23 protein-coding genes and 3 pseudogenes are annotated in these 21992 nt (G+C 71.3%); 6 read left to right on the top strand and 20 right to left on the bottom strand.

Annotated elements, in window-relative coordinates; translation table 11 throughout:
* Positions 1-159: 159 nt before the first annotated feature.
* A complete protein-coding gene (locus tag IE185_RS07585) occupies positions 160-441 on the bottom strand; it encodes an acylphosphatase (protein ID WP_138894247.1) in 282 nt (93 codons plus the stop codon).
* Positions 442-587: 146 nt separating this feature from the next.
* On the opposite strand from IE185_RS07585, the gene IE185_RS07580 reads away from it, so the two are divergent.
* A complete protein-coding gene (locus IE185_RS07580; protein WP_138894248.1) occupies positions 588-1523 on the top strand; it encodes a CAP domain-containing protein in 936 nt (311 codons plus the stop codon).
* A gap of 83 nt (positions 1524-1606) precedes the next feature.
* Here IE185_RS07580 and IE185_RS32995 read toward each other — a convergent pair.
* A pseudogene (locus tag IE185_RS32995) lies at positions 1607-1759 on the bottom strand (NADPH-dependent FMN reductase); the annotation flags it as partial.
* Here IE185_RS32995 and IE185_RS07575 point away from each other — a divergent pair.
* Positions 1751-1990 (top strand): annotated as a pseudogene (locus tag IE185_RS07575) (winged helix-turn-helix transcriptional regulator); the annotation flags it as partial. The pseudogenes IE185_RS32995 and IE185_RS07575 sit on opposite strands and share 9 nt — an antisense overlap.
* 25 nt (positions 1991-2015) lie before the next feature.
* On the opposite strand, the gene mutM reads toward IE185_RS07575, so the two are convergent.
* The 9 genes from mutM to fakA form a co-directional block, all read right to left on the bottom strand.
* Positions 2016-2882 carry a bifunctional DNA-formamidopyrimidine glycosylase/DNA-(apurinic or apyrimidinic site) lyase gene (gene mutM, locus IE185_RS07570; RefSeq protein ID WP_138894249.1) on the bottom strand — a complete coding sequence of 289 codons (867 nt, stop codon included), beginning with the start codon at positions 2880-2882 and terminating at the stop codon, positions 2016-2018.
* Between the two features lie 69 nt (positions 2883-2951).
* Positions 2952-3776: a ribonuclease III gene (rnc, locus tag IE185_RS07565; protein WP_138894250.1), complete on the bottom strand. Its 825-nt coding sequence runs from the start codon at positions 3774-3776 to the stop codon at positions 2952-2954.
* A gap of 19 nt (positions 3777-3795) precedes the next feature.
* The gene (gene rpmF / locus IE185_RS07560; protein WP_003965982.1) at positions 3796-3969 is read right to left on the bottom strand and encodes a 50S ribosomal protein L32; all 174 of its coding nucleotides are present in this window, start codon (positions 3967-3969) and stop codon (positions 3796-3798) included.
* Between the two features lie 2 nt (positions 3970-3971).
* Positions 3972-4613, bottom strand: coding sequence for a YceD family protein (locus IE185_RS07555; RefSeq protein ID WP_229843406.1), 642 nt, complete (start codon positions 4611-4613; stop codon positions 3972-3974).
* A 139-nt stretch (positions 4614-4752) separates the two neighbouring features.
* Entirely contained in the window at positions 4753-5817 is a 1065-nt protein-coding gene (locus IE185_RS07550; protein ID WP_138894252.1) for a F0F1 ATP synthase subunit B, read from the bottom strand.
* A gap of 97 nt (positions 5818-5914) precedes the next feature.
* On the bottom strand, positions 5915-6394 hold the full coding sequence (gene coaD, locus IE185_RS07545; protein ID WP_189714838.1) for a pantetheine-phosphate adenylyltransferase: 480 nt from the start codon (positions 6392-6394) through the stop codon (positions 5915-5917).
* A 26-nt stretch (positions 6395-6420) separates the two neighbouring features.
* Positions 6421-7005, bottom strand: coding sequence for a 16S rRNA (guanine(966)-N(2))-methyltransferase RsmD (gene rsmD / locus IE185_RS07540; RefSeq protein ID WP_138894254.1), 585 nt, complete (start codon positions 7003-7005; stop codon positions 6421-6423).
* A gap of 60 nt (positions 7006-7065) precedes the next feature.
* The gene (gene recG / locus IE185_RS07535; RefSeq protein WP_138894255.1) at positions 7066-9279 is read right to left on the bottom strand and encodes an ATP-dependent DNA helicase RecG; all 2214 of its coding nucleotides are present in this window, start codon (positions 9277-9279) and stop codon (positions 7066-7068) included.
* A 78-nt stretch (positions 9280-9357) separates the two neighbouring features.
* A complete protein-coding gene (gene fakA, locus IE185_RS07530; RefSeq protein ID WP_189714836.1) occupies positions 9358-10992 on the bottom strand; it encodes a DAK2 domain-containing protein in 1635 nt (544 codons plus the stop codon).
* Positions 10993-11249: 257 nt separating this feature from the next.
* Between fakA and rpmB the strand changes: the two genes are divergently transcribed.
* Positions 11250-11435, top strand: a complete 186-nt coding sequence (rpmB, locus tag IE185_RS07525) for a 50S ribosomal protein L28 (protein WP_003957616.1) — start codon at positions 11250-11252, stop codon at positions 11433-11435.
* A 105-nt stretch (positions 11436-11540) separates the two neighbouring features.
* Here rpmB and thiD read toward each other — a convergent pair whose 3' ends face one another.
* Complete coding sequence (gene thiD, locus IE185_RS07520; protein ID WP_189714834.1) at positions 11541-12344, bottom strand: bifunctional hydroxymethylpyrimidine kinase/phosphomethylpyrimidine kinase; 804 nt, start codon at positions 12342-12344, stop codon at positions 11541-11543.
* 37 nt (positions 12345-12381) lie between these two features.
* Positions 12382-13353, bottom strand: coding sequence for a thiamine-phosphate kinase (locus IE185_RS07515; RefSeq protein WP_138893995.1), 972 nt, complete (start codon positions 13351-13353; stop codon positions 12382-12384).
* 205 nt (positions 13354-13558) lie between these two features.
* Between IE185_RS07515 and IE185_RS07510 the strand changes: the two genes are divergently transcribed.
* Positions 13559-13792: an Lrp/AsnC family transcriptional regulator gene (locus tag IE185_RS07510; protein WP_069926747.1), complete on the top strand. Its 234-nt coding sequence runs from the start codon at positions 13559-13561 to the stop codon at positions 13790-13792.
* A gap of 20 nt (positions 13793-13812) precedes the next feature.
* On the top strand, positions 13813-14304 hold the full coding sequence (locus tag IE185_RS07505; RefSeq protein WP_138893996.1) for a DUF3515 domain-containing protein: 492 nt from the start codon (positions 13813-13815) through the stop codon (positions 14302-14304).
* 24 nt (positions 14305-14328) lie between these two features.
* On the opposite strand, the gene IE185_RS07500 is transcribed toward IE185_RS07505, so the two are convergent.
* From IE185_RS07500 to IE185_RS07490, 3 genes are all read right to left on the bottom strand, one after another.
* On the bottom strand, positions 14329-15486 hold the full coding sequence (locus IE185_RS07500) for a D-alanine--D-alanine ligase family protein (RefSeq protein WP_138893997.1): 1158 nt from the start codon (positions 15484-15486) through the stop codon (positions 14329-14331).
* A 147-nt stretch (positions 15487-15633) separates the two neighbouring features.
* Positions 15634-16647: an NAD(P)H-dependent glycerol-3-phosphate dehydrogenase gene (locus IE185_RS07495; RefSeq protein WP_138893998.1), complete on the bottom strand. Its 1014-nt coding sequence runs from the start codon at positions 16645-16647 to the stop codon at positions 15634-15636.
* Positions 16644-17396, bottom strand: a complete 753-nt coding sequence (locus tag IE185_RS07490; protein WP_138893999.1) for a lysophospholipid acyltransferase family protein — start codon at positions 17394-17396, stop codon at positions 16644-16646. The genes IE185_RS07495 and IE185_RS07490 overlap by 4 nt, the downstream gene beginning before the upstream one ends.
* Before the next feature lie 147 nt (positions 17397-17543).
* Here IE185_RS07490 and cofC point away from each other — a divergent pair.
* A pseudogene (gene cofC / locus IE185_RS07485) lies at positions 17544-18218 on the top strand (2-phospho-L-lactate guanylyltransferase); the annotation flags it as partial.
* 385 nt (positions 18219-18603) lie between these two features.
* On the opposite strand, the gene IE185_RS07480 reads toward cofC, so the two are convergent.
* The 4 genes from IE185_RS07480 to leuC all read right to left on the bottom strand — a co-directional run bounded on the left by IE185_RS07480 (position 18604) and on the right by leuC (position 21886).
* Positions 18604-19293 (bottom strand): HU family DNA-binding protein, encoded by a 690-nt coding sequence (locus IE185_RS07480; protein WP_138894001.1) that lies wholly within the window; start codon positions 19291-19293, stop codon positions 18604-18606.
* A gap of 143 nt (positions 19294-19436) precedes the next feature.
* Positions 19437-19664 (bottom strand): SCO5555 family protein, encoded by a 228-nt coding sequence (locus IE185_RS07475; protein ID WP_138894002.1) that lies wholly within the window; start codon positions 19662-19664, stop codon positions 19437-19439.
* 192 nt (positions 19665-19856) lie between these two features.
* On the bottom strand, positions 19857-20450 hold the full coding sequence (leuD, locus tag IE185_RS07470; protein ID WP_138894017.1) for a 3-isopropylmalate dehydratase small subunit: 594 nt from the start codon (positions 20448-20450) through the stop codon (positions 19857-19859).
* 11 nt (positions 20451-20461) lie between these two features.
* Positions 20462-21886 (bottom strand): 3-isopropylmalate dehydratase large subunit, encoded by a 1425-nt coding sequence (gene leuC / locus IE185_RS07465; RefSeq protein WP_138894003.1) that lies wholly within the window; start codon positions 21884-21886, stop codon positions 20462-20464.
* Positions 21887-21992 lie beyond the last annotated feature (106 nt).

Below are 21992 nucleotides of genomic sequence, written 5' to 3'. Positions count from 1 at the left end.
GCGCCGCCTCTTCTGCGGGCCCGGGGGGCGTAGGGATCATCCGTACTCCGGCAGCTTTCCACGCCAACCGTTTCTTGGCAACCACCAGGTCGTTTCTGCCCCAGGCACCTGCCACGGGCATTCCCGGAACGCGCCGGAGGCGCCCCCGCCGCGAAATGATCAACGCATCGCGAAGCCCGTATAACCCCCGCGCGGCGTGCCCCAGATCTCGGTCACGCCGTCGACCCGCCCGGGAGTGTCGGCGGAGCGCAGCCAGTCCAGCAGACGGTGGCAATTCTCACGCGGACCCTCGGCCACGACCTGCACCCGGCCGTCGTCAAGATTCAGGGCGAAGCCGGCGAGGTCGCCGATCTCCAAAGCGTTTGCCCTGGTGAACCAGCGGAAGCCCACTCCCTGTACTCGGCCGCGTACCCAGGCGGTGAGCCGCACTTCTTCGTTCATGCCCGAACGCTAACTGGCCAATTGCTCACGAGGCACTTCGCCCCCACGCGTCATGGCGTACAGTCCCGACGAAATAAAGCCTCACCCATTCGGGTGAGACGTATCGACGTGGACCACGTCGAGCAAGCATGAGGAAGGCACAGCAGATGGGACGCCATCGTCGCTCCGCCGCCGGACCCGTAGCAGCAGACCACGCGGACGCACCGGCAGGCCGGTACCAGGGGAACTCGCGCCGCCGGAAGAAGCGGGCCGCGCCCGTACGCACCGGACTGCTCGGCGTCTCCGCCGCCGTGGCCCTGGGTGCCGTGGCCGTCACCTCCGGCCTGCTGCCCGGCGGGGAGAACTTCTCCATCAGCGGCGGCTCGGGCGACCGGGTCAGCGCCGAGGGCACGGCCGGGCTGGAGACGCAGGGCGGCAGCTCGGCGCAGCCGACGGACCGGACGACCACTCCGGCCGTCGAGGACACCGGGCGCGCCCACGCGCCGTCGAAGTCCCCCTCGCCCAAGCCGTCCCAGCCGTCGAAGTCCGCGCAGAAGCCCTCCGCGAAGCCGTCGGCCGAGCCGTCCGAGCGGCAGACGGCCGAGGACCGGCGCACCGAGAAGCCCGCCGCGCCACCGAAGACGGCGAAGCCCGAACGTGTGGTGCCGGTCCCGTCCGTGAAGGTCCCGGAGACCGGTGGCGGCGACGCAGGCGGCTCCGGCACCGAGACCGCCGCCGAGGCGGCCGTCCTGACGCTGGTCAACAAGGAGCGCGTGACGGCCGGCTGCTCACCGGTACGGGCCGACCGGCCGCTCGGCGAGCTGGCGCAGGACTTCAGCGAGGACATGGCCGCCCGCGGCTTCTTCGACCACACCGACCCGGACGGGGCGACCCCCTGGGACCGCGCCGAGAAGGCCGGCATCGACGGGCTGGGCGGCGAGAACATCGCCCGCGGCCAGGCCGACGCGCAAGCGGTGATGGACGCCTGGATGAACAGCGAAGGCCACCGGGCGAACATACTGAACTGCGAGTTCAAGACCCTCGGCGTCGGCGTGCACATGGCTCCCGGCGGCCCCTGGTGGACCCAGAACTTCGGCTTCTGACCCCCGCCCCACCTCAGCACGCAGGCCCCCGTCCGGACGGACGGGGGCCTTTGCTTTCACGCGGTGCCGTGAGGGGCGCCGGTTCAGACCGCGACGGCTGCCCGTCCCGCCGCGAACACCGTGGTGGTCTCCGCGATCCGGCGTCCGAGGTGCTCGGCGGTGGCGATGTCCGCCTTGTGCACGGCGTCGGGGCCCTCGTCGTTGTTGGTCCGGGCGCCGGCGCCCGAGAAGAAGCCCGGTGGGTCGACGGCGTGAGCGAGAAGATGCTGTCCGGGACGCTGCACGCGCTGGAGCGCGACGGGCTCGTCAGCCGGCACGCGCAGCCGACCAACCCGCCGCGCGTGGACTACGAGCTGACGCCGCTGGGGCAGGAGGTCGCGGGCCGGCTGCTCGACCTCATCATGCTGATCGAGGGCCTCATGCCGCAGGCGCTGACGGCGCAGGCGCGTTACGACGAGACGCGCGGCGGGTCGGAGGGGCGCGCATCGCGCTCTAGCGAGGGCTGCGGGGTGCCGGCGGGCGCTGGCAGCGCGGGCAGAAGTAGCTGGAGCGGTTCATCCAGGGCCGCCGCCGCATCGCCGTGCCGCAGCGCCGGCAGGGCTCGTCCTCGCGCCCGTAGGCGTCGAGCGAGCGCTCGAAGTACCCGGACTCGCCGTTCACGTTCACGTAGAGGCTGTCGAAGCTGGTGCCGCCGACGGCGAGCGCGGCGTTCATGACGTCCCGCGCGTGACCGAGGAGCTCGGTCGCGCGGGGGCGTGTGAGGGTCGCGGTGGGGCGGTCGTAGTGCAGCCGCGCGCGCCACAGCGCCTCGTCCGCGTAGATGTTGCCGACGCCGCTGATCAGCGACTGGTCGAGCAGGGCGCGCTTGACGGTCGTACGGCGCAGGCGCAGCGCCGCGCAGAACGCGTCGTCGTCGAAGAGCGGGTCCAGCGGGTCGCGCGCGATGTGCGCGATGACGTCGGGGAGCCCGTCGGCGGCGTTGTCGTGCAGCGAGAGCCCGCCGAAGGTCCGCTGGTCGACGAAGCGCAGCTCCGTGCCCAGGGCGTCGTCGAAGCGGACGCGGATGCGCAGGTGCTTCTCGTCGGGGGCGGTCTCGGGCTGTACGAGCAGCTGGCCGCTCATGCCGAGGTGGCCGAGGACGGAGGCGGCGGTGTCCTCCAGCGGCAGCCACAGGTACTTGCCCCGGCGGCGCGCGGCGCCGACGCGGTGCCCCTGGAGGCGTACGGCGAAGTCCTCACCGCCGGCGAGGTGGCGGCGTACGGCCCGGGGGTGCAGGACCTGCACCTCGGCGACGGTCCGGCCGGTGACCCAGCGCTCCAACCCGCGACGTACGACTTCGACTTCGGGGAGCTCGGGCACGGCAGCAGCATACCTCTGTGCCCCCTGCCGGAATCCGGCAGGGGGCACAGAGAGCAGTACTCACATCACTCAGGCGTTGGCCTCGGCCGACGACGTCGCGTCCTCGGCCGTGGCCGGGACGGGCGCCGCCTCGGCGGTGGCCGAGGCCGCCGCCGCGCGCTCGTCCGCGTCCGCGCGAATCGCGCGCCACGCGGACTCCGCCGCCTGCTGTTCCGCTTCCTTCTTGCTGCGGCCGGTGCCGGTGCCGTACGAGACACCACCGACGCGGGCAGCAGCGGTGAAGGTCTTCTCGTGGTCCGGTCCGGTCTCCGACACGAGGTACTCGGGAACCCCGAGGCCCTCGCTCGCGGTGAGCTCCTGGAGACTGGTCTTCCAGTCCAGGCCCGCACCGAGACTCGAAGACTTCTCGATCAGCGGATCGAAGAGCCGGTGCACCAGTTCCGATGCGGCTCCGAGACCCTGGTCGAGATAGACCGCGCCGATCACCGCTTCGAGGGTGTCGGCGAGGATGGATGCCTTGTCCCTGCCACCCGTGCCCTCTTCGCCCCGGCCGAGCCGGATGAAGGAGCCGAGTTCGAGGCCGCGGCCCACCTCCGCCAGTGCACGAGAATTGACCACCGCGGCCCGCAGTTTGGCCAGCTGGCCTTCCGGCAGATCGGGGTGGGTCCGGTACAGCGTGTCCGTGACCACCAGGCCGAGCACGGAGTCCCCGAGGAACTCCAGACGCTCGTTGGTGGGCAGGCCGCCGTTCTCGTACGCGTACGAACGATGGGTCAGCGCGCGCACCAGAAGGGCGGACTCGAGCTGATACCCGAGCCGCCCTTCCAGAAGCGTGTGGGACGAGGCCGTGTTCTCCGCCGGCTTCTTGGCGTTGTCCGCCTTGGCGTCAGACATCGTGCCTCTCACCAGCCGCTCAGACCTCGAGGACCTGGCGCTTGTTGTACGTGCCGCAGCTCGGGCACGCGATGTGCTGGAGCTTCGGCTCCTGGCAACGCTCACACGAAACCAGGGTGGGGACCGCAGCCTTCCACTGCGACCGGCGGTGGCGCGTGTTGCTGCGCGACATCTTCCGCTTCGGAACAGCCACGGCTACTTCTCCTGCTTCTCGTCGACGCCCGACTCGGCGGCGTCGCCAATGTTGTCCTTCTCGCCGTCCTGGTTGGTCCCGGCGAGTCCTTGCAGTGCCGCCCATCGAATGTCGACGGCGTCATGGTTGTGATCGGGATTCTCGTCCAGCCTGATCCCGCACTGCGGGCACAGGCCGGGGCAGTCCTCCCGGCACACCGGCTGCATCGGCAGTGCGAGCACCACCGCATCGCGCAGCACGGACTCGAGGTCGAAAAGACCGTCCTCGAGGTAGAGCCTGTCCTCGTCGTCCTCGTCGTCGTCGGCCGGTTCCGCTTTGGAGCGGCCCCGGTCATCGGCGGCAGGGTACGAGAACATCTCCTGGAAGTCCGCTGCAACGTCCAGCTCCAGCGGCTCCAGACACCTTACGCACTCCCCCTCGGCCGTCGCACGGGCGGTGCCTGTGACGAGCACCCCTTCCATGACGGATTCGAGGCGGAGCCTGAGATCCACCGGCGCGCCCTCGGGCACGCCGATGACCCCGTCGAGACCGAGGTCCTTGGGGGCGCCCACCGAGCGGGTCAGCCGCTGGAGCGCACCGGGACGCCGGCCCAGCTCGTGTGTGTCGAACACGAGGGGGTTGCGGTGGTCGAGGTGGGCGTTCAGGGGTCTTCCTGCTTTCGGTTCGCTGTGGTGGGCCGCCGTGTCGCCGTCGCGGAACGCGAAGCGGGCAGCCGTGATCGCGGGCATACGCGCGACCGAAGAGCCAGGATACTTGACGCTTCGCTCAGGGCCCAATCGGCGGCTAGCGCCCCTGTTCGTACTCCCGCAGCTGATCGAGGTCGATCATGCTGGTGTCGAACAGGCTGGTCTCGTCGAGCGCGCCCTGCTGCTGGGGGACGTGCCCCTGCTGCGGGTGGCCGTAGTCCTGACCCTGGCCGTAGCCCTGCTGCTGGTGCTGCTGGTACGCGTAGGGGTCCTGCTGGTAGCCGTACGGATCGGGCTGCTGGGCGGCGTACGGGTCCTGGGGCTGCTGGTACGCGTAGGGGTCCTGCTGCTGCGCGGGCTGCTGGTAGGCGTACGGGTCGTACGGCTGCTGCGCGGGGATGTGCGGCGCCTGCTGCGGGGCGGCCACGGGCACGGCGGCCTGCGGCTCGGCCAGGTCGGCGAGGAAGTCCGCGTCGCTGCTGTGCTGCGCTCCGGCCTCGTCCTGGGCCACCATGTGCGCGCCGAGCTCGTCCGAGGCCACCCGGCCGTGCAGCTTCTGCCGGCCGCGGCCGACGGCTTCGAGGGTCTTGGAGAGCACGGCCTCGAAAGCGCCGAGCTTGGTGTCGACGTACTCGTCCGCGCGCTGCCTGAGGGTCTCCGGGTCGTGGCTGCGCTCCGGGGCCTCCTCGTCGGCGTACCCCTGCTCGTCGAGGCCGGGGCCCCGGCCGAGCAGCTTCTCGCGGCCGCGGTCGACGGAGCCGAGGGTCTTGGTGAGGACGACCTCGAAGTTCGCGAGCTTGGAGTCGACGTACTCGTCGGCCTCGGCGCGGATCTCCTCCGCGTCGCGGCGGGCCTCGGCGAGGATGCGGTCGGCCTCCTCCTGGGAGCGGCGGGCGACCTCGGTGTCGGAGATGAGCGACCCGCGTTCGGCGTGCGCGGACTCGATGATCCGCTCGGCCTCCTGGCGGGCCCGCTCGGTGATCTGCTCGTGGCCGCCGATCAGCTCCTGGGCCTGCGCCAGGGAGCCGGGCAGTGCCTGGCGCACCTCTTCGAGCATCGAGAGCAGATCGGCGCGGTTGACCACGCACGAGGCCGACATGGGCATCGACCGGGCGCTGCCCACCGCTTCGACGATCTCGTCGAGCTTCTTCTGCACGTCCACCGTGTGCTCGCCACCTGTTCTTCCGGCTGGAGACGGACGGGACGACTGTACGGGCAGTCGGCCCCCGCCCGACACCTGGTGACGTTCCGTCAGATTGTCACTTCTTGGTGAGGCGCTCGGTGAGCGCGCCGAGCACCCTCGGGGGGACCAGGTGGGAGACGTCGCCGCCCCAGGCCGCGACCTCCTTGACCAGGCTGGAGGAGAGGAAGCTGTAGGTGGGGTTGGTGGGGACGAACAGGGTCTCGACCCCCGAGAGGCCGTTGTTCATCTGGGCCATCTGGAGCTCGTAGTCGAAGTCGCTGACCGCGCGCAGGCCCTTCACGATGGCCGGGATGTCGCGCTGCTTGCAGAAGTCGACCAGGAGCCCGTGGAAGGCCTCGACCTCGACGTTGCCGAACTCGGCGGTGATCTCTCGGATCAGGTCGATCCGCTCGTCGACCGTGAACAGCCCCTGCTTGGACTGGTTGATCATCACCGCGACGTGTACGACGTCGTACAGCTTGGAGGCGCGGGCAATGATGTCGAGATGTCCATTGGTGATCGGGTCGAATGACCCGGGACAGACTGCGCGGCGCATCTGTAGTCCCTCGCTCTCCGGTCCGGTCATCGTGCGTCTTCGCACGTAGAGGCGGCGCGACCGTACCAAAGCGTGCCCTCGCCGTAGCGACGGGCCCGCAATGGCTCGAATCCCGTGGGCCAGTTGAACTCTCCACCTCTTGTGCTGCGCTCCACGGTGGCCACGGCGTCGTCCGCGAGCCAGCCCTGGGTGCGGAGTGTGAGGAGGATCTCCCGAAGATCGTCGTCCGTGACGGCGTACGGAGGGTCGAGGAACACCACGTCGTACGGCGTCTCGGGCGCCGGGCCTGTCACGATCTGCTCCGCTTTGCCCGCCCGGACCTCGGCGCCGGGCAGGCCCAGGGTGCGGACGTTGTCCCGGACCGTGCGGGCGGCCCGGCCGTCGGCCTCGACCAGCAGGGCGTGCGCGGCGCCGCGCGACAGCGCCTCCAGGCCCACGGCGCCCGAACCCGCGTACAGGTCGGCGATCCTGATGCCCTCCAGGGTGCCGAGCAGCGACTGCCAGGTGGAGAACAGGCCCTCACGCGCGCGGTCGGATGTGGGGCGGGTGCCGTTGCCCGGCGGGACGGCCAGGCGGCGTCCGCCGGCCGTGCCGGCGATCACGCGGGTCATGGGTGTCGGGTCCTAGGGTCGTAGGTGCGGGCGAGCGGAACGGATTCCGCTCCCCCATTGTCAGCCCTTGTCGAGGTACTGCTCCCGCTCCTTGTCCAGCAGGGCGTCGAGGGCGGTGCGCAGCTCCGGGAGCCGTTCGAGCTCCGGGTCGGCGGCGACCACGGCGGTGGCCTCCTCGCGGGCCGCCACGATGACCTCCTCGTCGTCGATGACGGCGAGCACCCGCAGGGACGAGCGGACTCCGGACTGGGCCTGGCCGAGCACATCGCCCTCGCGACGCTGTTCGAGGTCGATGCGGGAGAGCTCGAAGCCGTCGAGCGTGGCGGCCACGGCGGCCAGCCTCGCGCGGGCCGGGCTCGCCTCGTGCATCTCGCTGACCAGCAGGCACAGCCCGGGGGCCGAGCCCCGGCCGACCCGGCCGCGCAGCTGGTGCAGCTGCGAGACGCCGAACCGGTCGGCGTCCATGATCACCATGGCGGTGGCGTTGGGGACGTTCACGCCGACCTCGATGACGGTGGTGGCGACCAGGACGTCCACGTCGCCCGCGGAGAAGCGGCGCATGACGTCGTCCTTGTCGTCGGGCTGCATCCGGCCGTGCAGCACTTCGACGCGCAGGCCCTGGAGGGGGCCGGCGGCGATCTGCTCGGCGATCTCCACCACGGCGAGCGGCGGCCGCTTCTCCGGGTCCTCCTCGGCGGACGCGGCCTTCTTCCTGCCGCCCTTGGCCGCCTTGGGGTCGTCCTCGCCGTCGCCGATGCGGGGGCAGACGACGTACGCCTGGTGCCCGTTCTCCACTTCCTCGCGCACGCGCTCCCACGCGCGGGCGAGGAAGTGCGGCTTGTCCTTGGCCGGGACGACGTGGGTGGCGATGGGCGAGCGGCCGGCCGGGAGCTGGTCCAGGACGGAGGTCTCCAGATCGCCGAAGACGGTCATCGCGACCGTGCGCGGGATGGGCGTGGCCGTCATGACGAGCAGGTGCGGGGGCTGCTTGCCCTTGGACCGCAGGGCGTCGCGCTGCTCGACGCCGAAGCGGTGCTGTTCGTCCACGACGACCAGGCCGAGGTCGTGGAACCGCACCTTGTCCTCGATCAGCGCGTGCGTCCCGATGACGACGCCGGCCTCGCCGGTGACCAGGTCCAGCAGGGCCTGGCGGCGGGCGGGCATGCCCATGGAGCCGGTGAGCAGGACGACCTTGGTGCCCTGCTCGGCGCCGCCGAGCAGGCCCCCCTCGGCCAGCTCGCCCATCATCTCGGTGATCGACCGGTGGTGCTGCTGGGCGAGCACCTCGGTGGGCGCGAGCATCGCCGCCTGCCCGCCCGCGTCGACGACGGCGAGCATCGCGCGCAGCGCGACCATCGTCTTTCCCGATCCGACCTCGCCCTGGAGCAGCCGGTGCATGGGGTGCTCGGTGGCCAGGTCGTCGAAGATCTCCTTGGAGACGCGCTGCTGCCCGTCGGTGAGCGTGAAGGGCAGCTTGGCGTCGAAGGCGTCGAGCAGACCGCCGGGGACGGGCCTGCGGGCGACGGCCGGCAGCTGGCTGTCGGCGAACCGGCGCCGGGCCAGCGCGACTTGGAGAACGAACGCCTCGTCCCACTTGAGCCGGTCGCGCGCCTCGGCGATGTCGGCCTTGGTGCGCGGCCGGTGCACCTTGCGGAACGCGTCGGGCAGGTCGGTGAGGCCCCGGCCCTCGCGCAGGGCGGGCGGCAGGGGGTCGGTGATCTCCTGCCAGCCGGTGGCCTCCATGGAGGCCAGCACCACGTCGACCGTCTTGGCGATCTTCCAGCTCTCCATCTGGGCGCAGGCGGGGTAGAGCGGGATCAGCTGGTTCGCCCAGGCCTCGACGGCGTCCGCGCCGCTGTCCGCGCCGAGCATCTCGTACGCCGGGTGGGAGAGCTGGCGGACGGTGCGGAACATGCCGACCTTGCCGGAGAACATGCCGCGGCGGCCGGGCAGCAGTTCTTTCTGGTGGTGGTAGATCGACTTGCCGAAGAAGACCAGCTGGAGCCGTCCGCTGCCGTCGGTGAGGGTCACTTCAAGGCGCTGGCCCTTGCCGTTGTTGAAGCGCAGCACCCGGGCGTCGGCGACCTGCGCCACGACGGTGGCGTGCTCGTCGAGCGGGAGGTCGGCGAGCTGGGTCAGCTCGCCGCGCTCGGCGTACCGCCGGGGGTAGTGGTGCAGCAGGTCACCGACCGTGTGCAGGTCGAGGTGCTCGGCCATCACCTTCGCGGTGGTGCCGCCGAGCGTCTTCTTGAGTGGTTCGTCGAGCGCGGGCACGGGACCATTGCACACCACACCACTGACAACGGGCCACGTTCCCTCGCGGGAGGCGCCCCGCCGGGGCGGCGGGAGGCGCTACTCGACGCCGATCAGCAGGGGGGACGACTGGCGGCCGCCGTCGTATGTCACCGTGTCCACCGCCAGGTGGGACTCGCGTACATACCCCTCCAGGTACGCGGCGAGGTCCGCCGGCGCGTCCTCGCCGAGGACCAGCGTGACCATCTCGCCGCCCGCCGCCAGCATCCGGTCCAGGACGGTGCGGGCCGCCGCGGTCAGGTCGGAGCCGATCACGGCGACGTCGCCGTCGATCAGGCCGAGCACGTCGCCCGCCTGGCAGATGCCGGCCGTCGTCCACGACTGCCGTTCGGCGACGGCCAGTTCGCCGTAGCGGGTGGCGCCGGCCGCCGAGGTCATCGCCACGACGTCCTCGTCGAAGCGCCGTTCGGGTTCGTGGACGGCGAGGGCCGCGATGCCCTGGACCGCCGCGCGGGTCGGGATGAGGGCGACCCGTACCCCTTCGGTCCGCACCTGCTCGGCCGCCGCGGCCGCCGTGTGCCGCAGGTCCGCGTCGTTCGGCAGCAGGACGACCTCGCGCGCGTGGGCGCGCCGGATCGCCTCCGCCAGCTCTCCGCTCGCGGGCGGCTCCCCGGGGCGCGCGAGCACCGTCGTCGCGCCGGCCTCCGCGCACAGCCCGGCGAGCCCCTCGCCCGGTACGACGGCGACGACCGCCCGCTGGGCCCGCTCCCGGGGCGGGGCGACCCGGTCGGCGGCGAAGTGGGTGATGCGGATGCGGTACGGGCGGCCCGCCTCGACGCCGGCCTCCACGGCGGCGCCGGCGTCGTCCACGTGCACATGGACGTTCCACAGGCCGTCGCCGCCGACGACGACCAGCGAGTCCCCGAGCCCGTCGAGCCGGGTGCGCAGCCGGGCCACCGCCGCGTCGTCCGCCTCCAGCAGGTAGATCACCTCGAAGGCGGGGCCGCCCTCCTGCGGGGCGTCGGCCGGGCAGTCGTCGTCCTCGGGCAGCGGCGCCGGCGCCTTTGGCGCGTGTACGGCGACGGCCTCGCCCGAGACGGTTTCGACCAGCGCGCCGAGCACGGCCACCAGGCCCCGGCCGCCCGCGTCGACCACGCCCGCGCGGCCGAGCACCGCCAGCTGCCGGGGGGTCGCGTCCAGTGCGGTGCGCGCCCCCTCGTACGCCGCGCGCACCACTTCGGTGGCGTCGCCGCCCGTCCGCTCGGCGGCCTCGGCGGCGGCCGTGGCCACCGTGAGGACGGTGCCCTCGACGGGGTGCGCGACCGCCTGGTACGCCGATTCGGCGGCCCTGCGCAGCGCCCGGCGCAGCGCCTCGGCGTCGGCCGCCCGGCCGGAGAGCACCTGCGCCATGCCGCGCAGCAGCTGGGCCAGGATGGTGCCCGAGTTGCCCCGGGCGCCGATGAGCGCGCCGTGCGCCATGGCCCGTACCGCGTCGGCGAGGGCAGGGGCCGACGCCTGCCCGGATCCCGCCCGGGTGACGGTCTCGTGGGCGGTGAACACCGCCTCGACGGCCTGGGCGGCGGACTCGACGGTCAGGTAGAGATTGGTGCCGGTGTCCCCGTCCGCGACCGGATAGACGTTGATCGCGTCGATCTCCTCGCGGGCTCTGCCCAGGGCCTCCAGGGCCAGCGAGCACCAGGTGCGTACCGCGACGGCGTCGAGGGATTGCGGCACCTGGCGTCCTCCTTGAGAGCGGGTTGCACCGCAGGGTAGTCGCGCGACGGCCGGGCCCGGTGGCGGGGGCGGAGCGGAGGGGGACGGGGACGGGGCGCCCGGCGGTCGTGGTAGTTTCGTTCTACGGGAGCAGGCGATGTATGCTGCTCCGGTTGCCCGATGAGAATCGGGACATTCCCCCGGCTACGCCACTCGATTCTTCGATCCCGGCATGCCGGGATCCACTGTAAGTGCATCTGAAGTCTTTGGAGTGACCCGTGGCTGCCAACTGCGACGTCTGCGGCAAGGGGCCGGGCTTCGGCAACAACATTTCGCACTCGCACCGCCGTACGTCCCGTCGCTGGAATCCCAACATCCAGCGCGTGCGTGCAGTGGTCGGTCGGACGCCGAAGCGGCTCAACGTCTGCACCTCGTGCATCAAGGCCGGCAAGGTCTCGCGCTGACGTATGCCAAGCGCGGCCACCTAGCTGGTTGCTTGAGAACCGGTCCACCCTCGTGGTGGACCGGTTCTTTTTTGTTCCCCTACGCCCCCGGCGGGGCGGCCGCCTTCAGGACGCAGGGCTGTTCCTGAGCCGCCAGCCGTGGTCGACCGGCCCGATCCCGGCGCCGAGCGCGAACCCGGCGGCGATCGCCTCGGTCACGTACTCCTTGGCGGCGGACACGGCCTGCGGTACGTCGAGGCCCTTGGCGAGTCCCGAGGCGATCGCGGAGGCCAGGGTGCAGCCGGTGCCGTGGGTGTGCCGGTTGTCGTGACGGGGGGCGCGGAGCCAGTGCTCCTCGGTGCCGTCCGTGAGCAGGTCGACCGCGTCGCCCGGCAGGTGGCCGCCCTTGACGAGGACCCAGCGCGGACCGAATTCGAGGAGCGCGCCGGCCGCCCGCCGCAGTCCGGCCTCGGACTCCACGCGTACGCCGGTGAGCTGGGCCACCTCGTCGAGGTTGGGGGTGGCGACGGTCGCCGTGGGCAGGAGTTTCGTCCGTACGGATTCCAGGGCGGACGTGGCGAGCAGCGGGTCGCCGTGCTTGGAGACGCCCACGGGGTCGACGACCACCGGGGCGTCGGTGCCGGCGAGCAGTTCGGCGACCGTCTCGACGAGTTCGGCGGACGAGAGCATCCCGGTCTTGACGGCCTGTACGCCGATGTCGTCGACGACGCTGCGGTACTGGGCCCGTACGGCCTCCACCGGCAGGTCCCAGGCGCCTTGCACGCCCAGGGAGTTCTGCGCCGTCACCGCGGTCAGCACGCTCATGCCGTGCACGCCGAGCGCCAGCATCGTCTTGAGGTCGGCCTGGATGCCGGCACCGCCGCCGGAGTCGGATCCGGCGACGGTGAGGACGCAGGGAAGTATTCGCATACGGGCGAATCTAGTACGCCCCGGGCCCGGGCCGGGCCTACGGTCCGGTCTCGATGTCGCCGAAGTGGTCCCAGCCGCCCTTGCTCGTCCAGGGCGCCCCGTCGACCGTCACCTGCGGCAGCGCCGACGGGTTGAGGACCTCGCCGATGATCTTCCAGCGGGCGGGCAGCTTGGTGTCCGGCGGGAAGGTCGCCACGATCGCGTGGTCCTCTCCCCCGGTCAGTACCCACTGCAGGGGGTCCACGCCGACCGCCTGACCGATGTCGGACATCTGGGTGGGGATGTCGATGAGCCCGGACCGCAGGTCGATGCGCACCTTGCTGGCCTCCGCGATGTGCCCGAGGTCGGCGACCAGCCCGTCGCTGACGTCCGTCATGGCGGTGGCGCCGAGTCCGGCGGCCGCGGGGCCCGCGTGGTACGGCGGTTCGGGGCGCCGGTGCGCCTCGACGAAGGCGCGCGGCGAGCGGAAGCCGCGCGAGAGGACGGCGAGGCCCGCCGCGGACCAGCCCAGCCAGCCGGTGACGGCGACGACGTCGCCGGGCCGGGCGCCCGAGCGCGTCACCGGTTCGTGGTTGCGCAGGTCGCCGAGGGCGGTGATCGCCACCGTGATGGTCTCGCCGCGTACGACGTCACCGCCGACGACGGCGGCGCCCGCGACCGCGCACTCGTCCCTGATGCCGTCCATCAGCTCCGTCGGCCAGCTCACGGGGAGTTCGGCGGGGACGACGAGGCCGAGGAGCAGCGCGGTCGGCACGGCCCCCATGGCGGCGATGTCGGCCAGGTTCTGCGCGGCGGCCTTGCGGCCCACGTCGTACGCCGTCGACCAGTCGCGCCGGAAGTGACGTCCCTCGAGCAGGATGTCCGTACTCGCCACGACCCGCCGGTCGGGTGCGGCCACGACGGCGGCGTCGTCGCCGGGCCCCAGCCGAACCGCCGGGGTGGAGGTGAGCCGGGAGGTGAGCTCTCGGATGAGGCCGAACTCCCCCAGTTCGCCCACAGTGCCCTTCATGGATGTGCCCCTTCTGCCCCAGTGCGCTTGCGGTCGCGAGCCATCACTGCTGTAGGTACCGTCAACACATACGTCAACTTCTGGTCTCCGTACGCCACGCTCCGTGCGCCGCTGGCCGCGCAGGTCTCCCCGCTGCCCGCGACGACGCGATACGGTGGCGTCTCTTTATCTCCCACATGATCCTCGTGGCCGCCCTGGAGGTTCCGTGGTACAGGCGTACATCCTCATTCAGACCGAGGTGGGCAAGGCGTCGTCCGTCGCCGAGACCATCGGCAAGATTCCGGGAGTGATCCAGGCCGAGGACGTGACCGGACCCTATGACGTGATCGTGCGCGCGCAGGCCGACACCGTCGACGATCTCGGCCGGCTGGTGGTCGCCAAGGTCCAGCAGGTGGACGGCATCACCCGCACTCTGACCTGCCCGGTCGTGCACATCTAGCCCCCGTCTACTCTTGGCCGGTGACTTCCACTTCCCGCCGGCTTCTGTCGTACGCGCCGGTGCCGGCGCTCTCGTGCGCCGCCCTGCTCCTCGCCGTCGCCGGCTGCTCCCTCACGGACGACGCCGTAGCGGTCCCGGTTCCCACCCCGTCCCCGGAAGAGGCCGAGGTGTGCCGGGCGCTGCACGGTGAGCTGCCGGAGACGGTCGACGGGCAGCGGCGGCGCACCGCCGAACCGGAGTCGGACCTCACCGCCGTATGGGGAGATCCGGCGATCGTACTGCGCTGCGGCGTCCCGCGACCCGAGAAGATGAGCGACGCCGCGTCGAAGGGCGTGGAGGCGGACGGCGTCAACTGGATGCTGGAGCGGCAGGAGGACGGCGGTCCGCGGTTCACCACGACCTACCGCGAGGCCTACGTCGAGGTGACCCTCCCCGCGAAGTACGCCCACGACGTGACGCCGTTGGCGGCCTTCGCGGGGCCGGTGAAGAAGACGGTGCCGGACAGCCTGTAGTCCCGGCCGGCCGGCCCGGCGCCGCTAGCGCAGGCCGGTCGGGCGGCGCAGCGCGGCCTGGATCAGCCGGTCGACGAGCTCGGGGTAGGACACCCCGGTCTCCTGCCACATCCGCGGGTACATGGAGATCGGCGTGAAGCCCGGCATGGTGTTGATCTCGTTGATCACGAACTCCCCGCTGTCGAGCAGGAAGAAGTCCGCGCGCACCAGGCCCTCGCAGGACGCCGCGTCGAACGCGTCGACCGCGAGCCGCCGCACCTCGGCGGTCTGCTCCTCGGTCAGCGGCGCGGGCACCAGCCCGGCCGCGGAGTCGATGTACTTCGCCTCGAAGTCGTAGAAGTCGTGCGACGTGACCGGCGGGATCTCGGCGGGGACGCTCGCGCGCGGCCCGTCCTCGAACTCCAGCACGCCGCACTCGATCTCGCGGCCGCGCAGCAGCGACTCGACGAGGATCTTCGGGTCGTGGCGCCGGGCCTCCTCGATCGCCTCGTCGAGGCCGGAGAGGTCGTCGACCTTGGTGATGCCCATGGAGGAGCCGCCGCGGGCGGGCTTCACGAACAGCGGCCAGCCGTGCTCGCCGGCGAAGCCGACGATCTTCTTGCGGGCGGCGGAGGGGTCGTTCTCCCACTCCCGGGGGCGGATGACCTCGTACGGGCCGACCGGCAGCCCGAAGGAGACGAACACCCGCTTCATGTACTCCTTGTCCTGGCCGACGGCCGAGGAGAGCACACCGGAGCCGACGTACGGGACACCGGACAGCTCCAGGAGGCCCTGGAGGGTGCCGTCCTCGCCGTACGGGCCGTGCAGCATCGGGAAGACGACGTCGACCTCGCCCAGCGCCTTGGGCACCGAGCCCGGCTCGCTGAGGACGACTTCACGGTTGCCCGGGTCGACCGAGAGGACCACGCCGCCGTCCGTCGACTCGGCGAGGCTCTCGACGCTCGGCAGCGTCCGGTCGGCGATGGCCATCCGGTCGGGCTCGTCGGCGGTCAGCGCCCAGCGGCCGTCCGTCGTGATGCCGATGGGCAGGACGTCGTACTTCTCGCGGTCGATGGCCCGCAGTACGGCGCCGGCCGTGACGACCGAGATGGAGTGCTCGGAGCTGCGGCCGCCGAAGACGACGGCCACGCGCGGCTTGCGGGGCTCCTGCGCGGGGCTCTGGGGGAGGTTCTCGCTGCTCATATCGCGTTGAGGGTACCGTGCACATCCGGTGCCGGGGAGTGCGGGCGCGGGCGCGGCGCGCTGCCCGCCTCCCCAGGACCGGTGGCCGGACGCCACGGCGGCACCTCGAAGCCCGCTGAGCGGCGCGAGAGGTGCGTGCGCGGGCGGTCAGCGGCGCTCGGGCTTGGCGCTGCGCGCCATCAGTTCCTTCAGGGCGACGATCGGCGGCTTCCCGTTGTGGACGATGTCGACGACCGTGTCCGTGATCGGCATGTCGACCCCGTGGCGGCGGGCCAGATCGGCCACCGACTCGCAGGATTTGACGCCCTCGGCGGTCTGCCGGGTGACCGCGATGGTCTCTTCGAGCGTCATCCCGCGGCCCAGGTTGGTGCCGAAGGTGTGGTTGCGCGAGAGCGGCGACGAGCAGGTGGCGACCAGGTCGCCCAGCCCGGCGAGTCCCGAGAAGGTGAGCGGGTCGGCGCCCATCGCCAGGCCCAGGCGGGTCGTTTCGGCGAGGCCGCGGGTGATGAGGGAGCCCTTGGCGTTGTCGCCCAGGCCCATGCCGTCCGCGATGCCGACGGCGAGGCCGATGACGTTCTTGACGGCGCCGCCCAGCTCGCAGCCGATGACGTCGGTGTTGGTGTACGGGCGGAAGTACGGGGTGTGGCAGACGGACTGGAGCCGGGTGGCCACCGACTCGTCGCTGCACGCCACGACGGCGGCGGCGGGCATCCGGGCCGCGATCTCCTTGGCGAGGTTGGGCCCCGTGACGACGGCGACCCGCTCGGCGGGCGCCTTCGCGACCTCCTCGATGACCTCGCTCATCCGCTTGGCGGTGCCGAGTTCGACGCCCTTCATGAGGGAGACGAGGACGGTGTCGGCGGGCAGCAGCGGGGTCCACGCCGCGAGGTTGCCGCGCAGCGTCTGCGAGGGAACGGCGAGCACCGTGAAGTCGGCGCCCTCGGCGGCCTCGGCGGGGTCGGTGGTGGCGCGCAGCCGGGCGGGCAGTTCGACGCCCGGGAGATAGTCGGGGTTCGTACGGCCGTTGTTGATGGCGTCGGCGACTTCGGCGCGGCGGCCCCAGAGGGTCACGTCGCAGCCCGCGTCGGCGAGCACCATGCCGAAGGCGGTGCCCCAGGAGCCTGTTCCGAATACGGCCGCCTTGACCGGCTGGCGTGTCACTTCGCGTTCTCTCCCTCGGCCTTGCGCCGCTGCTGCGCGCGGGCCATGCGGTGGTCGTACGGCTGGGCGGGCGCGGGCTCGCCGCGCAGGTCGGCGAGCTGCTCCGTGATGGCGGCCATGATGGCCTCGGTCGCCTCGCGCAGCACTTCGGGCGTCGGTTCCTTGTCGTAGAACCGGTCCAGGTCGACCGGCGGACCCGCCTGCACCTGAAGCGTCTTGCGCGGGAAAAGCTGAAGCTTGTTCTCCTTGGCGTACGGCGGCATCGCCAAGTTGGCGCCCCACTGGGCCACCGGGATCACGGGGGCCTTCGTCATCAGGGCCACCCGCGCCGCTCCGGTCTTGCCGGCCATCGGCCACATGTCGGGGTCGCGGGTGAGCGTGCCCTCGGGGTAGAAGGCGACGCATTCGCCGCGCTCGATGGCGCCGACCGCCGCGCGGAAGGCGTCGAGGGCGTTGGTGGTCTCGCGGTAGACCGGGATCTGGCCCGTACCGCGCAGCATCATCCCCACGAACGGCGTCTTGAAGAGGCCCGCCTTGGCCAGCAGGCGCGGAACGCGGCCCGTGTTGTACTGGAAGTGCCCGTAGGAGAGCGGGTCCAGATACGAGTTGTGATTGACCGCGGTGATGAATCCGCCCTCGGCCGGAATGTGCTCCATTCCGCGCCAGTCCCGCTTGAACAGAACCACCAGCGGCGGTTTAGCGATGACCGCTGCCAGGCGGTACCAGAAGCCGATTCTACGGCGGGACACTCGGACACCTTCCTCTAGGACCGGGCTGCTTGTACACATGTGCCTGGTCAGCCGCACAAGTGTCGCGCCAGGTCCCCTGTCTGTCGAGAACACCGTACGCCCCGGCAGAGCCCCCGGAGCCCCTGCCCGCCGTACCGGCAGGCCACAATGGGGCCCGACGCGCACTGGACGGAGGGCTGGCCACTGAACACGCTCCGGACCGCTCCCTGGTCCCTGGTCGTCCCTCTGAAGCCCCTGTTGCTGGCCAAGAGCAGGCTCGCTCCGTCGGCGGGCGACGCGTTGCGCCGCAGGCTCGCTCTGGCCTTCGCCGAGGACACCGTCGCCGCCGCGCTGGCCTGTGCGGCCGTACGGGATGTGGTGGTCGTCACGGACGACGGCCCGGCGGGCGCCGCGCTCGCCGCCCTGGGGGCGCGCATCGCCTCGGACACCCCGGCCGCCGGCCTCAACGCCGCCCTGGCGCACGGCGCCCGTACGGTGCGCGCGCTGCGGCCCGGCGCGGCCGTCGCGGCGCTGAATGCGGATCTGCCCGCACTGCGGCCGACGGAATTGCGGCAGGTGCTCGATTACGCGGCCGAATTTCCGCGCGCATTTCTGGCCGATGCCACCGGAATCGGTACGACGCTGCTTTCCGCGGCGCCGGGGGTGGAATTGGCGCCGTTCTTCGGCGGCCCTTCGCGCGCCCGGCATTCGGCCGCGGGCGCCCGGGAAATACCTCTTGCCGGAGTGGATTCCGTACGCCGGGACGTGGACACCGGCGACGATCTGCGGGCGGCTCTGACGCTCGGCGTGGGCCCGCGTACGGCCCGGCTGAGCACGGCGGTCACCGGCAGATACGCTGCGGTCATGCAGGCGACCGCGTACACGTACGACTCCGAGACCCGCAGCGGCAGTGTGCTGCTCGACGATGGCACCCCGGTGGACTTCGACGCCACGGCGTTCGACGCGGGAGGTCTGCGGCTGCTGCGGCCCGGGCAGCGGGTGCGCATCGAGGGTGAGGGCGAGGGCGCGGACCTGCGCATCACCCTGGTGACGCTGCAGACCTTCTGACGCCGCTGACGCACTGGTCCTTCCGAGTGGCGGGCGGGGCCTCGTGCGGGGCCGCGCCCCGGCTCCGCCTCACGGGTCCCCGCCGCACGTCCCCGGGCACACCGCGGGCCGGGCTCCCCGGAGGGAGCCCGGCCCGGCGCGTGAGTCCTTGGTGCCGCTCCTACTTCCCGGCGGCGGTCTTCTTCGCGGTGGTCTTGCGGGCCGTGACCTTCTTGGCGGGGGCCTTCTTCGCCGTGGCCTTCTTGGCCGGCGCGGTCTTCTTGGCGGTGGTCTTCTTGGCGGCGGGCGTGGCCTTCTTGGCGCCGGCCGTCTTCTTCGCCGTCGCCGAGGTCTTCTTGGCGGTCGCGGTGGTCTTCTTGGCGGCGCCCGTGGTCTTCTTCGCCGGGGTCGCCTTCTTCGCGGCGGCGGTGGTCTTCTTGGCGGGGGCCGTCTTCTTCGCCGGGGTCGTCTTCTTGGCGGCGGCCCGCTTGGTGGCGGCCTTCTTGGCGGCCGACTTGGCAATGGTGGGGGCCGGTCCCGAGAGGCTGCCCTTGGGCGCCTTCTTGACGGCGACCTCGCCACCCTTGGGGAGCTTCTTCGAGCCGCTGACCAGGTCCTTGAAGCCCTGACCGGCACGGAAGCGCGGAACGGAGGTCTTCTTGACCCGCACCCGCTCGCCCGTCTGCGGGTTGCGGGCGTAACGGGCCGGACGGTCGACCTTCTCGAACGATCCGAAGCCGGTGACCGACACACGGTCGCCGCCGACCACTGCGCGGACGATCGCGTCGAGTACCGCGTCGACGGCGTCCGCGGCCTGCTGACGGCCGCCGACCTTGTCTGCAATCGCTTCTACGAGCTGCGCCTTGTTCACGTCTTCCCCTTCGGAGACATTGCCAGAACGAATGCGTTCAAGCTTTTTCGCACGTTAGGCAGATATATACCGCAAATCAAACACGAAACGGGCTAATCACCCTAGTGCCGCAACGAAGTAGACCGGCGGGAGTTCCACAGGTCTCACTCGCCTTCGGGGAATCGGCCCTCGTCGAGGTCCTTCGTCAACCTGTCCAGGCGCCTTGCCGCATCGGCGAGATCGTGTTTCGCCGCGGCCGTGATGACCAGCAGCTTCCGGCTCAGCGCCATCCGTACGCCCTCCGGGACTTGCAGTGTGCGCACCCTTGTGTGTGCTTCTTTCAACCGGGCCGCGACCGCCGCATAGAGCTCGAGTTGGCTGTCGCGTTCCATGCACCGATTGTGCCATCTGGGGCGAGTTGTCGCCTCCGGCGGGGGCAACTAGCGGCGTCCGGACGGCCAAAAGGAGCCCTGGACACCTGCGGTGCGATCGTCATGTCCCTCGCGTACCACGGCAGTTGATGCCCAAACACGACGGTGCCCCCCGCCGCGGACGGCAGGGGGCAACGGAGTGATGGAAGTGCGTCAGAGCCGCACGGTACTGGGCTTGTGGGACGGCCTCGAAGCCTCGTAGGCGGCGATGGACGGCTCGTTCTGGAGGGTGATGCTGATGTCGTCCAGACCGTTCAGCAGCCGCCAGCGGGCGTTCTCGTCAAGCTCAAAATCAGCCGTAATGCTTCCGGCGCGGACTTGACGGTCCTCGAGGTCCACGGTGATCTCCGCCGTGGGGTCGGCCTCGACCACATCCCAGAGCGCGTCCACGGTCTTCTGGTCCAGTACGACGGTCAGCAGGCCGTTCTTGAGCGAGTTGCCGCGGAAGATGTCCGCGAACCGCGAGGAGATGACGGCCTTGAAGCCGTAGTTCTGCAGCGCCCACACGGCGTGCTCACGGGAGGAGCCGGTACCGAAGTCCGGGCCCGCGACCAGGACCGTCGCGCCCTCGCGCTCCGGACGGTTGAGCACGAACTCGGGGTCCTTGCGCCACGCCTCGAAGAGCCCGTCCTCGAAGCCGTCGCGGGTGACCTTCTTCAGCCAGTGGGCGGGGATGATCTGGTCGGTGTCGACGTTGCTGCGGCGCAGCGGAACGGCCCGGCCGGTATGTGCGGTGAAAGCTTCCATGGCCATGGTGATCAGGCCTCCACGAGCGTCGGTACGTCGGACAGGTCCACGGGCGCGGCCAGGTGGCCCAGCACCGCGGTGGCGGCGGCGACCTGCGGCGACACCAGGTGGGTACGGCCGCCCTTGCCCTGCCTGCCCTCGAAGTTGCGGTTGGAGGTGGACGCGGAGCGCTCACCGGGCGCCAGCTGGTCCGGGTTCATGCCCAGACACATCGAGCAGCCCGCGTGCCGCCATTCGGCCCCGGCGGCGGTGAACACCTTGTCCAGGCCCTCCTCGATGGCCTGGAGGGCCACCCGGACGGAACCGGGGACGATCAGCATCCGTACACCGTCGGCGACTTTGCGGCCGTCCATCAGCGCGGCGGCGGCCCGCAGGTCCTCGATGCGTCCATTGGTGCACGAACCTACGAAGACGGTGTCGACCTTGATCTCGCGCAGCGGCTGGCCGGCGGTCAACCCCATGTACTCCAGCGCCTTTTCGGCCGCGAAGCGCTCCGAAGCGTCCTCGTACGAAGCAGGGTCGGGGACGTTGGCCGACAGCGGCGCGCCCTGGCCCGGGTTGGTGCCCCAGGTGACGAACGGCGCCAGTCCGGCGGCGTCGATGACGACCTCCGCGTCGAACACGGCGTCGTCGTCGGAGCGCAGCGTCTTCCAGTAGGCGACGGCGGCGTCCCAGTCCTCGCCCTTCGGCGCGTGCGCGCGGCCCTGGAGGTAGTCGAACGTCGTCGTGTCGGGGGCGATCATGCCCGCCCGCGCCCCGGCCTCGATCGACATGTTGCAGATGGTCATCCGGGCCTCCATCGAGAGCTTCTCGATGGCGGAACCGCGGTATTCGAGCACATAGCCCTGGCCGCCGCCGGTGCCGATCTTCGCGATGATCGCCAGGATCAGGTCCTTGGCGGTTACGTCGGCGGGCAGTTCGCCCTCGACCGTGATGGCCATGGTCTTCGGCGGGGCCATCGGCAGCGTCTGGGTCGCCAGCACGTGCTCCACCTGCGACGTACCGATGCCGAAGGCCAGCGCGCCGAACGCGCCGTGGGTGGAGGTGTGGCTGTCGCCGCAGACCACGGTGGTGCCGGGCTGGGTCAGGCCCAGCTGCGGTCCCACCACGTGGACGACACCCTGCTCGACGTCGCCGAGGGGGTGCAGACGTACACCGAACTCCGCGCAGTTCTTCCGCAGCGTCTCCAGCTGGACCCGGGAGACCGGGTCCGCGATCGGCTTGTCGATGTCGAGCGTCGGGGTGTTGTGATCCTCGGTGGCGATGGTGAGGTCGAGCCGCCGGACCTGGCGGCCGCTCTTGCGGAGGCCGTCGAAGGCCTGCGGGCTGGTCACCTCGTGCAGCAGGTGCAGATCGATGAAGAGGAGGTCCGGCTCGCCCTCGGCGCGCCTGACGACATGGTCGTCCCAGACCTTCTCCGCAAGTGTCCTACCCATCGCTTTCCCTTCGACCGGCGTCTTCGCCGGCCCATCTAGAGATCGGATCGCCCCCGCCGAGACCCCCGTCCGGGGCGGTGGCTGCTGAGCCGTTGTGCGGCCTCAT

This window comes from Streptomyces chryseus, from assembly GCF_014650755.1.
In the GTDB taxonomy this organism is placed as follows: Bacteria; Actinomycetota; Actinomycetes; order Streptomycetales; family Streptomycetaceae; genus Streptomyces; species Streptomyces chryseus.
This window is presented reverse-complemented; position numbering and strand designations above follow the sequence as displayed.

Excerpts from the sequence above, each read along its gene's own strand:
- thiD (WP_189714834.1), bottom strand. The coding sequence starts at position 12,344 with ATGCGAATACTTCCCTGCGTCCTCACCGTCGCCGGATCCGACTCCGGC.
- coaD (WP_189714838.1), bottom strand. The coding sequence starts at position 6,394 with ATGCGCCGCGCAGTCTGTCCCGGGTCATTCGACCCGATCACCAATGGA.
- IE185_RS07515 (WP_138893995.1), bottom strand. The coding sequence starts at position 13,353 with ATGAAGGGCACTGTGGGCGAACTGGGGGAGTTCGGCCTCATCCGAGAG.
- IE185_RS07585 (WP_138894247.1), bottom strand. The coding sequence starts at position 441 with ATGAACGAAGAAGTGCGGCTCACCGCCTGGGTACGCGGCCGAGTACAG.
- leuC (WP_138894003.1), bottom strand. The coding sequence starts at position 21,886 with ATGGGTAGGACACTTGCGGAGAAGGTCTGGGACGACCATGTCGTCAGG.
- IE185_RS07500 (WP_138893997.1), bottom strand. The coding sequence starts at position 15,486 with ATGAGCAGCGAGAACCTCCCCCAGAGCCCCGCGCAGGAGCCCCGCAAG.
- IE185_RS07580 (WP_138894248.1), top strand. The coding sequence starts at position 588 with ATGGGACGCCATCGTCGCTCCGCCGCCGGACCCGTAGCAGCAGACCAC.
- rsmD (WP_138894254.1), bottom strand. The coding sequence starts at position 7,005 with ATGACCCGCGTGATCGCCGGCACGGCCGGCGGACGCCGCCTGGCCGTC.
- leuD (WP_138894017.1), bottom strand. The coding sequence starts at position 20,450 with ATGGAAGCTTTCACCGCACATACCGGCCGGGCCGTTCCGCTGCGCCGC.
- IE185_RS07475 (WP_138894002.1), bottom strand. The coding sequence starts at position 19,664 with ATGGAACGCGACAGCCAACTCGAGCTCTATGCGGCGGTCGCGGCCCGG.
- rnc (WP_138894250.1), bottom strand. The coding sequence starts at position 3,776 with ATGTCTGACGCCAAGGCGGACAACGCCAAGAAGCCGGCGGAGAACACG.